This window comes from uncultured Methanobrevibacter sp., from assembly GCF_902764455.1.
In the GTDB taxonomy this organism is placed as follows: domain Archaea; phylum Methanobacteriota; class Methanobacteria; order Methanobacteriales; family Methanobacteriaceae; genus Methanocatella.
Map to the genome: position 1 here is coordinate 12720 of NZ_CACWVY010000020.1, position 15221 is coordinate 27940.

17 protein-coding genes are annotated in these 15221 nt (G+C 31.8%); 6 read left to right on the forward strand and 11 right to left on the reverse strand.

The window, feature by feature from the left end; translation table 11 throughout:
• Window positions 1-134: 134 nt before the first annotated feature.
• From QZU75_RS07775 to pth2, 4 genes are read right to left on the reverse strand one after another with little or no spacing between them, the layout of a single operon-like run.
• Window positions 135-407 carry an elongation factor 1-beta gene (locus QZU75_RS07775; RefSeq protein WP_296882795.1) on the reverse strand — a complete coding sequence of 91 codons (273 nt, stop codon included), beginning with the start codon at window positions 405-407 and terminating at the stop codon, window positions 135-137.
• 23 nt (window positions 408-430) lie between these two features.
• Entirely contained in the window at window positions 431-592 is a 162-nt protein-coding gene (locus tag QZU75_RS07780) for a zinc finger domain-containing protein (protein WP_292740784.1), read from the reverse strand.
• A 2-nt stretch (window positions 593-594) separates the two neighbouring features.
• Window positions 595-1263: a delta 1-pyrroline-5-carboxylate synthetase gene (locus tag QZU75_RS07785; protein WP_363139643.1), complete on the reverse strand. Its 669-nt coding sequence runs from the start codon at window positions 1261-1263 to the stop codon at window positions 595-597.
• A 45-nt stretch (window positions 1264-1308) separates the two neighbouring features.
• Window positions 1309-1647: an aminoacyl-tRNA hydrolase gene (pth2, locus tag QZU75_RS07790; protein ID WP_296882797.1), complete on the reverse strand. Its 339-nt coding sequence runs from the start codon at window positions 1645-1647 to the stop codon at window positions 1309-1311.
• Window positions 1648-1841: 194 nt separating this feature from the next.
• Between pth2 and QZU75_RS07795 the strand changes: the two genes are divergently transcribed.
• Together QZU75_RS07795 and QZU75_RS07800 are read left to right on the forward strand one after the other, a co-directional pair.
• Complete coding sequence (locus QZU75_RS07795) at window positions 1842-3776, forward strand: PP2C family protein-serine/threonine phosphatase (RefSeq protein WP_296882799.1); 1935 nt, start codon at window positions 1842-1844, stop codon at window positions 3774-3776.
• On the forward strand, window positions 3769-5646 hold the full coding sequence (locus QZU75_RS07800; protein ID WP_296882800.1) for a PP2C family protein-serine/threonine phosphatase: 1878 nt from the start codon (window positions 3769-3771) through the stop codon (window positions 5644-5646). Before QZU75_RS07795 ends, QZU75_RS07800 begins: the two co-directional genes overlap by 8 nt.
• Before the next feature lie 267 nt (window positions 5647-5913).
• Here QZU75_RS07800 and QZU75_RS07805 read toward each other — a convergent pair whose 3' ends face one another.
• A complete protein-coding gene (locus QZU75_RS07805; RefSeq protein ID WP_296882802.1) occupies window positions 5914-6060 on the reverse strand; it encodes a hypothetical protein in 147 nt (48 codons plus the stop codon).
• A 99-nt stretch (window positions 6061-6159) separates the two neighbouring features.
• Here QZU75_RS07805 and QZU75_RS07810 point away from each other — a divergent pair, with 99 nt between their 5' ends.
• Window positions 6160-7938 carry a ribosome biogenesis/translation initiation ATPase RLI gene (locus QZU75_RS07810; protein WP_296882804.1) on the forward strand — a complete coding sequence of 593 codons (1779 nt, stop codon included), beginning with the start codon at window positions 6160-6162 and terminating at the stop codon, window positions 7936-7938.
• 24 nt (window positions 7939-7962) lie between these two features.
• On the opposite strand, the gene QZU75_RS07815 is transcribed toward QZU75_RS07810, so the two are convergent.
• From QZU75_RS07815 to radB, 4 genes are read right to left on the reverse strand one after another with little or no spacing between them, the layout of a single operon-like run.
• Window positions 7963-8340, reverse strand: coding sequence for a putative zinc-binding protein (locus QZU75_RS07815; RefSeq protein ID WP_296882806.1), 378 nt, complete (start codon window positions 8338-8340; stop codon window positions 7963-7965).
• A complete protein-coding gene (locus tag QZU75_RS07820) occupies window positions 8337-9053 on the reverse strand; it encodes a DUF362 domain-containing protein (RefSeq protein ID WP_296882808.1) in 717 nt (238 codons plus the stop codon). The genes QZU75_RS07815 and QZU75_RS07820 overlap by 4 nt, the downstream gene beginning before the upstream one ends.
• 10 nt (window positions 9054-9063) lie before the next feature.
• Window positions 9064-10239, reverse strand: a complete 1176-nt coding sequence (locus QZU75_RS07825) for a pyridoxal phosphate-dependent aminotransferase (RefSeq protein ID WP_296882810.1) — start codon at window positions 10237-10239, stop codon at window positions 9064-9066.
• Between the two features lie 57 nt (window positions 10240-10296).
• Entirely contained in the window at window positions 10297-11001 is a 705-nt protein-coding gene (gene radB / locus QZU75_RS07830) for a DNA repair and recombination protein RadB (RefSeq protein ID WP_296882811.1), read from the reverse strand.
• A 359-nt stretch (window positions 11002-11360) separates the two neighbouring features.
• Between radB and QZU75_RS07835 the strand changes: the two genes are divergently transcribed.
• A complete protein-coding gene (locus QZU75_RS07835; protein ID WP_296882813.1) occupies window positions 11361-12434 on the forward strand; it encodes a hypothetical protein in 1074 nt (357 codons plus the stop codon).
• 10 nt (window positions 12435-12444) lie between these two features.
• Here QZU75_RS07835 and QZU75_RS07840 read toward each other — a convergent pair whose 3' ends face one another.
• Window positions 12445-13026: an L-threonylcarbamoyladenylate synthase gene (locus QZU75_RS07840; RefSeq protein ID WP_296882815.1), complete on the reverse strand. Its 582-nt coding sequence runs from the start codon at window positions 13024-13026 to the stop codon at window positions 12445-12447.
• 44 nt (window positions 13027-13070) lie between these two features.
• Between QZU75_RS07840 and pgsA the strand changes: the two genes are divergently transcribed.
• Both pgsA and QZU75_RS07850 read left to right on the forward strand, forming a co-directional pair.
• A complete protein-coding gene (gene pgsA / locus QZU75_RS07845; RefSeq protein ID WP_296882816.1) occupies window positions 13071-13637 on the forward strand; it encodes an archaetidylinositol phosphate synthase in 567 nt (188 codons plus the stop codon).
• Window positions 13634-13876, forward strand: coding sequence for a DUF357 domain-containing protein (locus QZU75_RS07850; protein ID WP_296882817.1), 243 nt, complete (start codon window positions 13634-13636; stop codon window positions 13874-13876). The genes pgsA and QZU75_RS07850 overlap by 4 nt, the downstream gene beginning before the upstream one ends.
• Here the strand turns inward: QZU75_RS07850 and QZU75_RS07855 are convergent.
• Entirely contained in the window at window positions 13873-14898 is a 1026-nt protein-coding gene (locus tag QZU75_RS07855) for a virulence RhuM family protein (RefSeq protein ID WP_296882819.1), read from the reverse strand. The two genes, QZU75_RS07850 and QZU75_RS07855, sit on opposite strands and share 4 nt — an antisense overlap.
• Window positions 14899-15221 lie beyond the last annotated feature (323 nt).

Consider the following 15221-nt stretch of genomic DNA (forward strand, 5'->3'; position numbering starts at 1 on the left):
ACTTAATTTTAAAAAAGAAATAAACTGAATTAACACCAACATTAACTCTTTAAAATCAGGAATATGAGAGAATTTAAAAAAAAGTAAAAGAGTTATTAAATAACCCTAAAATTTAAAAAAGAAGATTTAGGAACTTATTCCATTAATCTTCCAACACCAGTAATTTCAATACTGGCTACGCCTTCAATAGCAGAAACCATTTCTTCCACAGGTTCAGATCCACCTTCACCATCATCAGTGATGAAACTAATGATGATTGCAACTAAACCAAAAGCAATTGGTTCTTCTTTCATATCATGAAGGGTTGCTCCTTCAGGCATGGAATCTTTAATAGTTGTTTTAATAGCTTCTAAATCTACATCCGGACTGTCTGGCATGATTTTCATAGTTGTTAATACTTCACCCATTCTAATTCCTCCAATTTACAAATTTATGGTCCTTCAAATCCACATTCACATTTGTAAGCGTGACCGAAAGTACGGCATTTTTCACATCTTGATATTTTTGCTCCACATTCTGGACACTCGAATTCAACAAAAGGTCCAGTTAATGGAATTTCTTGTTTGCATGAAATACATTCTACAGTTTTCATTTTTAATCACCTATTATTTGTGTGTAATCGAAATTATAATCCTTTATATTATCATCTATAAGAGACAAAACCCTTTCGGGATATTTTCCATTCACAACATAACAATTAGTCCCAAACTTTAATAAAAGAGACGGCAACATTACATCAATCGATGACTCCTGAAAAGTTAGTAAAGTTTTTGCATCAATTTTACTTATGAATGTTGAACCTGGCTCCTTCGGTTCTTGGGTATATATACCATTTACATTTGTTACTATTAAAAGGTTTGCATTTAGTAAGTGTGCAACATAGGCAGCAATCGAATCTGAAGTTACGTCCCACGAACATTCAAAAGGATCTTCTGACTTTAAGAATTGGGAAACAACAAAAATTGGAGTGAAACCTTCATCAGAGATATTATTTATATCCTCAATAGAAAATGCCAATTTTACAGATTCCACTTTATCATTTACAAGTTTTGCTATAATGTCCATGCAATCGATAGCTGTCCAATGATTGGCAGAGTCTGAAAAGTCAAGTTCAGCATCATATTTGCGAATTAAATTTGCAAACTCACCACCACCCAGAATAATGCATGAATCAGTATTTTTTAACTTATCCGCCAATGTTATTGCATGATTCGGGAACAGACTTCCCCCTATTTTTACAACCTGTTTTATGATAATAATCACGACCCTGTTTAATTAAAAGTAGCTTCAATTAAATGACAGTTTATGTTATAAAAGTTTCAAATCTCCTGTTATTTCATCAAGGATTTCATCTTCATCCGGCCCGAGTGCCAAAACGGTAACGCTTGATGTAGGTATCTGTGTCCTTCCAGCATCAACTACCAAATAATTAGCAATACCTTTTTTATCTGCAATTTTTTTAAGCTCGGTTAATTCCTCTAATGTCTTAACTTTTAAAACTACTTTTGCATAAGCTTCATTTTCCCATTTTCTAATTTTATCTGCCGGTGATTTTTTATATGCACCAATAGCTCCGTGACAGCACTGAGCGGCAATTTTTCCCTTACGCATTTTTAAATCTGTTCTTACAATCATAACTTGTTTCATAATATCCTCAAAAAAATCAAACTAAAAATATTTTTTCATTAATTAAAATATTCAGATTATTATATTTAAATTTAGCATCACACCCGGCAAATTAAAAAAATATTCTCACATAACTAAAAAAACTAATATAACTTATTTAAATACATATATTACATAAGTAATTCATTTTAAAGAAAACATCATAAAGGGATAAAATGCTTAAAAAACTATTTGACAATAAAAAATTCATTTTTATTTTCACTTTTACAGTGGAATTTATCTTATATTATTTTTTTGAGCATATGCCCTTTGGAGGAGAGTATATAATCGCCGATGTTGGTATTGCTCCTGTTTTTGGAATGATGTTTGGTCCTATTGGAGGTTTAGGTCAAGCCCTAGCCAGTCTTACCTGGCAGCTTTTTGAAGGGGCAGATCCAAGAGCAGCATTAATTGATTTTACAATAATGTTCTTTATATCCATACTTGCATACAAATTATGGTATACGACCTTTAAAGAAAAGACAATCAACACCCCAAAATTCAATTCAACCTATAATATATTTAAATTTTTAATTATAGCTTTGATTCTTGCAATTGTCTATTGGGCATTAATATACATATCATTTGAAGCATATCCCAAAATGTATATAATTTATCCATTATCAAGCTTTATTAAACAGACATCATATGCCTTAAATCTGTTTAATTTCACTTTAATATTCGGAATATTCTTCATCAGCATTTTCAACATAGAAGAATTGCCTATGCAAACACCTAGAAAATGGATAAATCTCATTGATATCAACAATAAATATTTTATAGTAGGTTTTATACTGTTACTGGGCTATCTGATTATTGTTCAAGCATTCCACATTGACAACAGTATTACAGACAACATATTCTTTGGAATGACTCTCGTTATGGCAATATTATTCTGCATAAACAAGTTTGAAGCAAATATAGAAGTAAGAGTCATTAAGTACTCAATCATTGAAAAAATTATACTATTTTTCTTAATAATACTGTCCATTCTATTTATCGTCCTTTTTGATGAACTAATTACAATAAGTATGATTTTTACCTACAACTTCAATGAAGATTACATTCAGCTATTCAATTTATGCTTTGGAAGCGGACTGATGATTCTCTTTTGCATATTCCACATTTATTATGTTGAAAAGACAATAACCAATCCGATTTATGAACTAATCGATTCACTAAAACAATACAGAAATGATAAAGATTCTGAGCATGATGAGAATCACACTAAAAAATTCGAAAAATATCTGAAAAACAACGATGACATGACCAAATTAATTGAATCATTTATCACATTAAGCAACAACATTGAAAACAATTTAAATAACCTCGAAAGAACAACTGCAGAAAAAGAGAAAATTGAAACTGAGTTTAAAATTGCAAGCAATATTCAATCAGGAATGCTAAAAACAAACTTTGATGAATTCTCCAATAACAAGCCTTTCGAAATTTATGGATTAATGAAACCTGCAAAAGTAGTTGGAGGAGCATTTTATGACTATTTTGACATGGATAGTGATAATGCTGCTTTCGTTATTGGAGATGTAAGTGGAACAGGGGTCCCTGCAACATTATTCATGGTCAAAACCATGCAACTAATTGAAAACCACAGTAAATTCAATTCTGATCTCGAAGAACTTTTTGAAAAGGTTAATGATTTAACCTGTAAGGGAAATGACGATAACCTGATTGTTACATCATGGTTTGGAAAATTAAATTTCAAGAGCGGAAAATTAAGTTTTGTTAATGCCGGACACAATCCTCCATTAGTCAAACATGACCATCAGGATTTCGAATTTTTGAAAATCAAACCGGATATAAATATAGGAAGCACAGAAAATACCAGTTATAAAAAACATGAGATAGATTTAAGTCCTGGAGACATGTTGTTTTTATATACTGACGGAGCAACAGGGAAAAAGAATAATCCAGAATCCTTTTACACCGATAACCTCTTGAGAGAAACAGTAAACAAATATAAAGATGAAAATCCAGAAAATATAATTAAAAGCATTGAAACTGATTTATATCAAGTTTACAATTATGATAATCCTAAAGATGACATTACAATGCTGGTAATAAAATATAATGGTTGTGAAAGTTATGAATAGAATTAGAGAACTTTTTAAATCAAATAAATTCAAGATATTATTCGCAATGGCCATGACTTTTACAACAATAATATTTTTCAATATTGTTGATTCCACCTCAGAAGTGAATCTTGAAATTGCCATTATGCCTGTTTTATGTCTATTATGGGGTCCTTTTGGAATCTTAGGATTTATTATAGTAGAAAGCATATATCTTCTTGTATTTGACCCTCATGACGCACCATATGTCCTAAAAGTAATCATTATATTTTGTATATGCAACATGTTAATGTGGAAATTATGGTATTCCACAATGAACAGAGACGGTATGGAAATTCCAAATTTTAACAAATTATACAATATAATTAAATTTTTAGCCATCTTTTTGATTTATGTGGCAGGACTATATATTTTACTAAACGGACTGGTTAAAGGACAATACGATGTTAAGAATTTACATGACAATATAATAATATTATCACCGTTAAGCATACTGATTATGATAATAGGAATACACCTTGCAATCAAATATAAAATACCAGTATACACTCCAAAAGGATTGAAACAGGTTTTGCCTAAAAAAGTTTATCCAATTCTACTAATTGCTGCAATCATTATCGGAATGGTAAATACAATATCCGATAACAATGCCTTTGATTCAACAATAATAAGTATTTTAGTAATGGTGCTCATGATAATCTATATAACAAAACCATTTGGAGAGAATTATACAATAAATGAAGATATTAACATAAATTTATTCAATAAAATTAATTCCTCCCTATTTTTACTATTGTTAATCCTTCTTGCAATAACCACTTTGCCACTATACGTATTTATTCCGGGCATAATAACTCCAACAGACGTACTTAGCAATTTTGCATACATTATTGAGCAGTTTATATCATTAATCATAATTCCAGTTTTAATTTATATGTATTATCTGGAAAAAAATATGACAAAACCTATCAACAAACTAACCAAATCATTATCCCGAAATATAACCACACCCCAGGATTATCAAAAACTTAACGAAGATTTAAATTCAATAACAGTTAACAATGAACTAAAATCCCTTGCAGGTTCACTGCTTGAAATGGAAGAAGATTTGAATCTTTACAGAAAACAGCTGGTTGAAGTTACATCTCAAAAGGAGAGATTTGAAACAGAGATGAAATTGGGCCATGATATACAGGATTCCATGATTCCAAAAAATTTTGAAGAATATAACAATGGCGAAAAATGTGAAATTTGGGGTATGATGGAACCTGCACGTGAAGTTGCAGGCGATTTTTATGACTTTTTCAAAATAGATGATGACAATATCGGATTTGTTATTGGAGATGTTAGCGGGAAAGGAATAACCGCCTCACTGATTATGGTTAAGGCAATGACATTAATCCAGGATTATGCAATACACTTCGAAGATCTTTCAGATGTATTTTATGAAGTAAATAACCTGCTCTGTGAAGGAAATGTTGAAAATCTCTTTGTCACATGCTGGCTTGGAAAAATAAACTTCAAGACAAAGAAATTATCCTACGTTAATGCAGGCCATAACCCTCCATTAATCAAACAAAATGAGAATTTTGAATATTACAACATAAACCCCGGAGTAGTTTTAGCTGCAATGGAAGATATGCCTTATGAAACAAATGAACTCCAATTAAAATCAGGAGATGCAATAATTTTATATACTGACGGAATAACAGAAGCAAATTACAACTATAATGATTTTTACGGTGAAGAAAGATTGAAAGACATTTTAAATAAACATAAAAATGATGATCTGGAAAAGATAATAACCTCCGTGAAAAAGGACATAGATGATTTCTGTGAAAATCAGGAGCAGTTTGATGACACAACAATGTTTGCAATTAGACTGAAATAGATATTCGAACATTATAAGAAATAAATATTAAAAATAAATTAGTTTATGAATTTTAAATTTAAAATAAAATTATATATTATTTAAAATTAAAAAATAAGAGTTTTAAATTGAAAATTCAATATTAATTTTTCCCATTAAAAAATTGAACTACATCGACTTTGTAGAAGTCGAGGATTCTTACTTCACAGGCCAGTACTCTCCCACAAAATAGATTTACCTTGCTATCCCCACTGTCTAAGAGGTTCATTGTTTTTTTAAGAAGGATTCTTAACCCTTCATGTTTAATGTTTTTTGAAACATTGACATTCTGTCATGTTGGTTTTGCATGATGGGCATGTCCATTTTTCTTGGTTGCGGCTTTATTGTAGCGATTGCTATTGAATTTACGTCCTGATAATATTTTATAGTATTCACAAACAAAATTTTTTAAAAGAGTTAAAATTCTAATTTTACAAACCTTAATTAAATAGAATGTACATAATTATTAATGATTATATTTTTAAGGAGATTATAATGACTCGTATTTCAATTTTAGATAAAGACAGATGTCAGCCTAAAAAATGTGATTATCTTTGCATCAATTACTGCCCGGGAGTTAGGATGGATGAAGACACCATAGTAATTGATGAGAACACTAAAAAGCCGTTGATATCTGAAGAATTATGTGAAGGGTGCGGTATTTGTACAAACAGGTGCCCGTTTGATGCAATTACAATTATTAACTTACCGGAAGCAGCAGGTGAACCTATTCACCGCTTTGGACAAAACCAGTTTGAACTGTTTGGCCTCCCATCTCTAGAAGAGGGAACTGTTTTAGGTCTTTTAGGTCAGAATGGTATCGGTAAATCCACAATAATGAACATATTGTCAGGAAATCTTATACCTAACTTTGGAGACTATGAAAATCAGCCTGAAAACTGGGACAATGTAATTGAATATTATAAAGGCTCAGCACTTCAGAAATACTTCAAAGATTTGTCTGAAGGCAACATTAAAACAATATTAAAGCCTCAAATGGTAGACCAACTTCCAAAAGTTGTAAAAGGCAAAGTTAAAGACCTGCTTTCAAATGTTAATGAAAGAGACAAGCTTGAATATGTTACAAAGGAACTGCAGCTTGAAAACGTGCTTGACCGGAAAATGGAAAATCTGAGTGGAGGAGAACTTCAAAGAGTAGCAATAGCTGCAACAGTACTTAGAGAAGGTGATTTCTACTACTTTGACGAACCTACATCATGGCTTGACGTATCACAAAGACTAAACGCTGTAAAAGTAATCAGATCCCTTGCTGAAGAAGGAAAAAGTGTTTTGGTTATTGAGCACGACCTTGCAACTTTAGACGCATTATCAGACAATATACATATTTTATACGGTACACCAGGAGGATACGGTGTAGTATCCGGAAGAAAAGGTGTCAGATTAGGTATCAATGCATACATCAAAGGATTTTTAGCAGAAGAAAATGTAAGAATCAGAAGAAATCCTATTGAATTCACCATAAGACCGCCAACCCCAGAAGATGAAGGAGATCCTCTTGCAAGTTATACTGACCTGAGCAAAGATTATGACGGATTTAAATTAACTGCTGATGAGGGAGAAATCTTTTACGATGAAATTGTAACTGCATTCGGTTCAAACGGTATTGGAAAAACAACCTTTGCAAAAATGCTTGCAGGAGTCGAAGACCCAACAACAGGCGAAGTTGATGAAGAAGTCACAATAGCTTACAAGCCACAATATATCGTTACCAACTTCGAAGGAAGCGTAAGTGACTTTTTATACATGAACGCCCCTAGTTTTGGAAGCAAAATCTTTGAAAGCGAAATAATGAATCCCCTATCATTGAATGAATTGCTTGACAAACCCGTCAAAGGATTAAGTGGAGGAGAACTTCAAAGATTAGCTATTGCTGCAACACTTGCAAAAGATGCTGAAATTTATCTTTTCGACGAACCGACCGCATTTTTAGATGTTGAACAAAGACTGATTGCTGCAAGAGTAATCAGAAAACTGGTTGAAAGCAGAAATGCAGCGTCATTAATCGTTGACCACGATATAGTATTTATCGACTACATCTCAGACAGGGCGATGGTATTTGATGGAACCCCAGGTTTAAACGGTCACGCATCAAAACCAACCGACCTTAGAAATGCAATGAATGAATTTTTAGGAAATCTCAATATTACATTTAGAAGAGATAAAGAAACAAAACGTCCACGTGTTAACAAACTTGACAGTTACAAAGACCGTGAACAAAAAGAAAAAGGAGAATATTATTACTTATCCGATTAAATATTCTCTTAATTTTTTTATTTTTTAAATATTTTCCAATTCTTTTAAAATAAATCTTTTTAATACTTCAACTGCTTTTTCACCATCATCATCCAATCTGACAGCATCCAAAGGATTTAAATCATAAGTTTTAACAACAGCATCCGCTGAAATGTTTTTAATTGCATTAACCTCTTTTTCTTTTAAAATAACAGCAGCACAGTCGTCAGCGCATCCTGTTACTGTAACTATTTTTGCATCATCCAGAATAGGTGAGCAGTTATTTGGCTGAGCAGAGTATTCTGTTATACAAGCCGCAACAATGTTTTCATTTTCCAGCGCAAGTTCAACGCTAGCTGCACGAACTACCAAACCTAACGGGCTTAATCCACTACAAGACACTAAAGCTATTTTGTCATTCATTTTTTCATCCTCGAATATCTTTTTTTAACTTTTTCATAACCTCTTTTATAAAAAGGACATAAATCAATGCATCTGCTGCAGCCTTCACGGTGTGCAGTGCATAATTTTCTTAAAAACCTTCCTTCATCATCAAAAGCCTTTTCAGGACATCTGTCAATGCAAACACCACATGTTGAGCAGTAATCTTTAACCCAGAGCATATCATTTTCCTTTTTTACAGGCAAATTTTCGATTGAAGTTTGAATCATGAAAAATCCCAAATTCAATCCTTCCTTAAACATGCACATGTTGCTTCTCGTAATTACCGCATCATTTGACTGAAGTGCAATTGCTCTTAGGCTTACTCTGTCATCCAAAGGATTGATTAAATCTGCCTTAAAGCCATTTTTTCTCAATATGTCTGCAAGCTCAAATGTTTTAATTCCAACTTCCTGAAATTCTTCATCCATCAGTTTGCATTTTTCCCTGGAAGGATTCATTTTTAAAATTTCATCAGACATGTGATATTTCAGAATAATAATATTGTCCCAGCTGATATCCCATTCATTTTTAAACTCATCACTCAATTTAGAATAGCTCAATCCTGCAAATTGAGATTCAACTGCAATTTCAACAAATTCATTTAAAAAATCATCAGAAATAGTGGTTTTTGGATGGTGAGGGTTTTCTATTTTATAAAAATTAGGAATAGGTTGATGATATCTAAATCTCATACCATTAACCTTATTTTTTCCTTAAAGCTTCAACAGCCTTAGGGAATTCTTCACAGAATACTTTAATTTCTTCTGTTGGAATTGAAAAACTTATACGTAAGTATCTGTGACCAAATTCTTCAGAAGTGTATTCTCCTTCTCTTGTGAATAATTTCTTTTCAATTAAATAATTGGACATTTCCTTAGGGTCGATTCCCGCATCGTATAAATCGATTGCCATCATATTTGCATCAGACGGATAAACCGGCAGGAACACACCATCAATAGGTTCAATCATTTCATTGATTAACCTCTGGTTTTCAAAACAGGTTTCTCTTATTCTGTCATACCAATCAGGTTTTGATTTAAGACCTGCAATTGCACCATATTGAGAGATAATATTTACACCTAAATCATTGACAACCGCATTTTTAATAGCATCAATTATTGGTTTTGAAGAGATTACTCCACCAATTCTCATACCGGCCATTCCGAATATTTTTGAAAAGCTGTAAATGGTTAATGTTTGGCCAGGAGCATAATTTTCAACAAGGAAATGTTCCCTTGCAAAATCCTTATATGTAATATCATGTAATAAGTATAAATCATTTTCTTTTGCAATTTCTGCAAATTCTTTGAGTTCATCTTCAGTGTATGATGAACCTAATGGGTTTAAAGGATCTATTAAAATTACCATACGGGTATTTTCATCCATGTTTTCCCTTAATAACTTTGGAGTCAATTTGTAGTCGTTTTCTTCAAAATAAATTGGAACATATCTTACTTCGCCTGCAAATCTGTTTGCAAAGTCTCCGATAATAAAGTAACCAGGATCTGATAAAATAACATTGTCTTCAGGCTCCAGTAATGCCTGCATTACCAGGTATAAAGATTCTGTTGCACCGGATGTCAGCAATACTTCAAAATCTTCCAGTTGCAAATCATCTAAAATCAATTGTTTAAGTTCACTGAATCCTTCAGGAGCAGGATATTTGCAGAACTGCTTTTCCTTAATAGCTTCAATCATTGCATCAGATATTGTATCGTCATGAAGATGGTTTGTATTCTGTCCCATCCAAATCATGTCTTTATCCATGTACATTTCTTCGAAGAACTCATTTGCACTACTGTAACCTTCAGGAGGCACCCTTTCAGTTTTTTGAAACTTTTTTTTAGGATGTTTAATGTCAAAATCACTATCTCTCATAATATCACACAACAATTCCAAAATAATTATATATTTTTAATTATTAATAAAGATAACTTATACAATTCCCCTTGAAGTAATTGAAAAAACTGCCTGATTCCCTTCTGGGAGGCTCCTGTGACGAATCAATGTTGCAACACGCTTATTTATCTCATCACCACGTTCTAATTGAAGAATTACCTTACTCCAGTATTGTAGAATGGTTCCTCCAACAGCCCTTATGTCATTGTTACCTTCATCATCAAATGCATTGTAGATTTGGTTTGTCAGAACTACAGCCACATCATATTTTCTTGCAATTTTAGATAAAACACCCATTTGTTTACCCAATTCCTTATTTAACTTTGAAGATTTCATATCATCTACACGATAGAGTGCAACTGCCGAATCCAAAACAATTAAATCCACATCATCATGGTTTTTTCTAAGCCATATTTCAATAGCCTTTAAATTGTCATTCTGTTCTAAAAAATTAGTCGGTTCAAAAACGATTATGTTATTAGCTACATCTGAAAAATCAGGACCAGAAATCTGCTTGATTCTATCTATTGAAATTCCGCCTTCAGTGTCAATGTAAATAACCTTTTTACCCCTTCTGGCCACATTAACTGCTAGAGTTAAAGTAATATTACTTTTACCTGAACTAGGTGGTCCAAATATTTGAGTTATAACTCCTTTTTCAAAACCTCCTCCAAGCAATGAATCCAGTGATGAATTTGAAGAGATTTTCTGATTATCCTCAAAATTAGCTAATACTCTCATAAGTAAATATTGATTTTCATATCATATAAAATTTAACAAAAATTTGGCAATATTGAAATTATATAATTAAATAACTTTTAGGAGCCTTTAAAACAGGTGAAAAAACATATATCTAGTTAGTTAAACAAAAAAACTAAGATAAATTCATTAATTGTTAATAAAAACAATCTCTTGTGATATTAATTCAAAAACCCCACAACACACTGTGACCCATGAGCTCAATTAAAGCTAATAAAGCAGCAATATCTAAAAAAATTAAATTATATCATTTATTTTACCTTTAGTGAGTATTTGGTTACTTTAACTTTATATACCCCATCCGACAATGCCAATAATACAAAATATCTAGAGGTGAAAATTTGAAAAGAAAGATACTCACTATATTAACCATATTTCTTATTGCAACATCAGGTTTAAGTTTTGTTTCAGCACAGAATGAACTTGATGATATTTTAATTACAGAAAGCGAAGAAGAAAATAATGAAAGCAGATCAATTAGACAAAGAGAAACATCTGAAGACAGCCTAAACTTAGCCGAAGAGAGAAATTCACATGAAGACAGAACCGGCGAGGAAGTAAAGGCACTTGAAAGCGGATACAGAAACGTGTCTTTTGATGACGGATACAACGGTTATTGTGTTAACCATAACTTACAATCCACCAGCAGAGGAGAAAAATTCACCGTAGAAAATACTACAAATATCATCAGTTCAAGATACGGAGAATCTGTTGGAAATTACCTGAAAATCTTATTTGTTGACCATTACAACTATACAATGAACCCAACAACTGACCTGTCACAAGTAATTTGGACTTTTACCGATTATGATTACAAAAACAGCAACAATGAAATAATTAAATCAATATTGGAAAGTGCTTCAAATGGCAGAATAATTCCAGATCATGGAGCAGTAACCAAAATAAATAATACAACCGAAGCAATATTTGATTTTGAATTATTAAATTCACAATATGGAAGAACTCAGAACTTTTTCGGATACAAAATCAACTATCGTACACTAGAAATCATTGAAGATGAAATTTTAGGTTCAGACCCTGAAAATAATACTACAATAGAAAACAACACAACAACAAACAACAATACAGAAAAAACCCCACAAAACAACACAACAATAGAAAACAACACAACAACAAACAACAATACAGAAGAAAACCCACAAAACAACACAACAATAGAAAACAACACAACAACAAACAACAATACAGAAGAAACCCCACAAAACAACACAACAATAGAAAAACAGGAAAATAACACAATTATTTCAAAAACTAATGAAAATCAAACACCAAATTTAAATAAAATTAAAGAAAGTGATTTGGCAAAATATAATACTGGAAATGAATTAACAGTGATTGGAATCGCAATTCTAATTATAGGATTTATATTATTGATTAAATACACAAGAGATTAATTATAATCTCTTATTTTCTTATTATTTTCGGATTTCTACCAGATAAATCCACTATTTTTGATGCATGATTGGATTTCAGTTCACCTACATCAATCACCAAATCAACATCATGATCTAATTGCTCTAAAATCTCCTGAGGAGTTGATAAAACTTCATCATCTGAAAGGTTAGCACTGGTAGTTGTTATCGGAAATATTCTGGCTAATTTACATGCAATTTCACAATCAGGAACTCTAACGCCAACATAGCTAGACCCGCTTGTAACTCCTCTTGGAACAATTTTTCTTTTATTTAAAATGAATGTGTAAGGTCCGGGCAAATGATCAGTGATGGCCTTTCTTTGACTTAAGGAGACCTTTGCAACCAAGTTAATTGCATCCACATCTGAAACCAGAATTGACAGCGGCTTTAATAAACTTCTCTGTTTTATTTCAAAAACACGACGAACCGCTTTTGAATCAAATATATTAGCTCCCAAACCATAAACAGTATCGGTAGGGTATAAAACCACACCGCCTCTAGCTAATACATTAACGGCTTCATTAATGATGTTTTCATCAAATTTATCTATACTGGTTTTTAATATTTTCATTTTATTACCTAACAATTATATTAGATGAAAATTTATATATAATTATGCTTCAATCTCTAAGACCATTATTAACAAAAATATTGAATCCGATTGCAAAGAATTTAAATATTAATCCAAATATTGTTACAGTAATATCTCCATTCATTGCACTTATTGCAGCTTATGGATTTGCAAAACATTTACTGATTTTAGGAGCAATAGCCATTTTAGCATCAGGATTTTTAGATGTTGTCGATGGTGCTGTTGCAAGATATCATAACAGATCATCTCCTTTCGGAGCGTTTTTAGACTCCACAATGGACAGGTTTGCAGATGCAATAATCTATATTGGAATCATTTTTGGAGGATACTGTGACTGGCTTGTCGGTGTTCTAGCGATTCATTCTGCAATAACCGTCAGTTATGTGCGTGCAAGAGCAGAATCCCAAGGAGCAGAATGTAACATTGGAATTGCAGAACGTGCAGTTCGTATGATTATATTAATGATTGGAGCAATAATAGGATATTTCGCAGGAGATATCTACTTCACATACATTATTTACATATTGGTAATTTTATCCTACTTTACTGTAGCTCAGAGAATTGTTTATGTTTGGAGGCAATTAAAATGACCGAATTGGAAAGTCCTGAAAAAATAGCAAAAGATATTGCAAAATTAGAGAGAAACTTGAATCAGGTAGCTGACATTACTTTTGAAGGAAAGGAAAAAGAAGTTTATGACAGGGCAATTGACTACTGGAACGATTCAAAATATTACCTTAAAAAAGAGGATATGAGGACTGCATTCGGTTGCATCGAATACAGTCACGGGCTTTTGGACGCATTGAGGATGATTCATGGAATCATCTAATCCTCAAAACCTTCTATCCTTTTAATATCTTCGATTAACTTATCGAAATCAGACTGATAAATCTTATCCTGAATAACTTTAAATTTCTCATATTCTCCTTTTGCAATTTTTTGAGCATCGTTTGATGAAATTTTGCCATTACCTTCCAAAATAGGCAATAGATTTAAATTGATATAATCATCCAAGACCTTTTTCCAATCTTCCATAGCCATTGGAATTTCATTTAGTGCACGAGACTCTGCAAGGGTTAAAAATCCATCAACCAATGAATTTAAACGATTTAATTCTCTTTCGTTCAAATAATTTTTAGATATTACAACATCACTTAAAATGATTTTTCCATTCTGATTGCTCCAATTAGTTAATCCCATGTTAATTTTTTCGCTATTACACCTTTCAGCAATTATTTCTGCCGCAGTATGGTTGCTAACTGCATATATTAACTTATTTTGAACATTTGCGAAAAATTCTCGGGTTAGTTGAGCATCCTTGTTGTAATCAAAGCTTGTTGCATAGATATCCGTAATTTTTTGATTGAATCTTCTTTCAGATGATCGTATATCCCTTACCCTTTCAAGCAGTTGGTTGAAATAGTCAATTCCAAATCTTGAGCCATTTTTCAATAACTCATCATCCAAAACAAAACCTTTGATTATTAATTCTTTTAATTGCTGAGTAGCCCAAATTCTAAAGCGTGTTGCATTTTTAGAGTTAACTCGGTACCCTACTGATATAATAGCATCTAAATTGTAGAAAGTAGTTTTTCTTTTTACTTTACGATTTCCTTCATTTTGAACATGTGCAATTTTTGCACAAGTTGAACTTTTAATCAATTCACCAACATCATATATATTTTTTAAATGCTTTGTGATTACAGAACGGTCAACACCAAAGACTTCAGCCATTGTCTTTTGAGTTGCCCAAAATGTTTCTCTTTCAGGATCAACAATCACATCCAATGACACTTTACCTTCATCACCCACATATAATAAAGTTTTTTGTATTTGATTTTCTTCTTGCATAATCTAACCTCATTTTACAATTAAAGAAATATAATTTAATATTAATATAAATTATAAAATTAATAAGCTTTTTGTTTGAAATAAAGGCAATTTCACATAGTAAAATCAATATAATTAAGTTAGAACAATATTCCATTGTAATAGCAATATCATGAAATTAAAACAATATTTTCATGCAAGAACAATTTTAAAAAAACAGATGATGGAAAGACAAATTATGAAAATTATATTTCATTATAATCGAATAAACACATTTTTACAAGAAATTTAAAATATAACCCAAAATTATCAAAATAGTTCCATATACAAAACTATTTTATAAA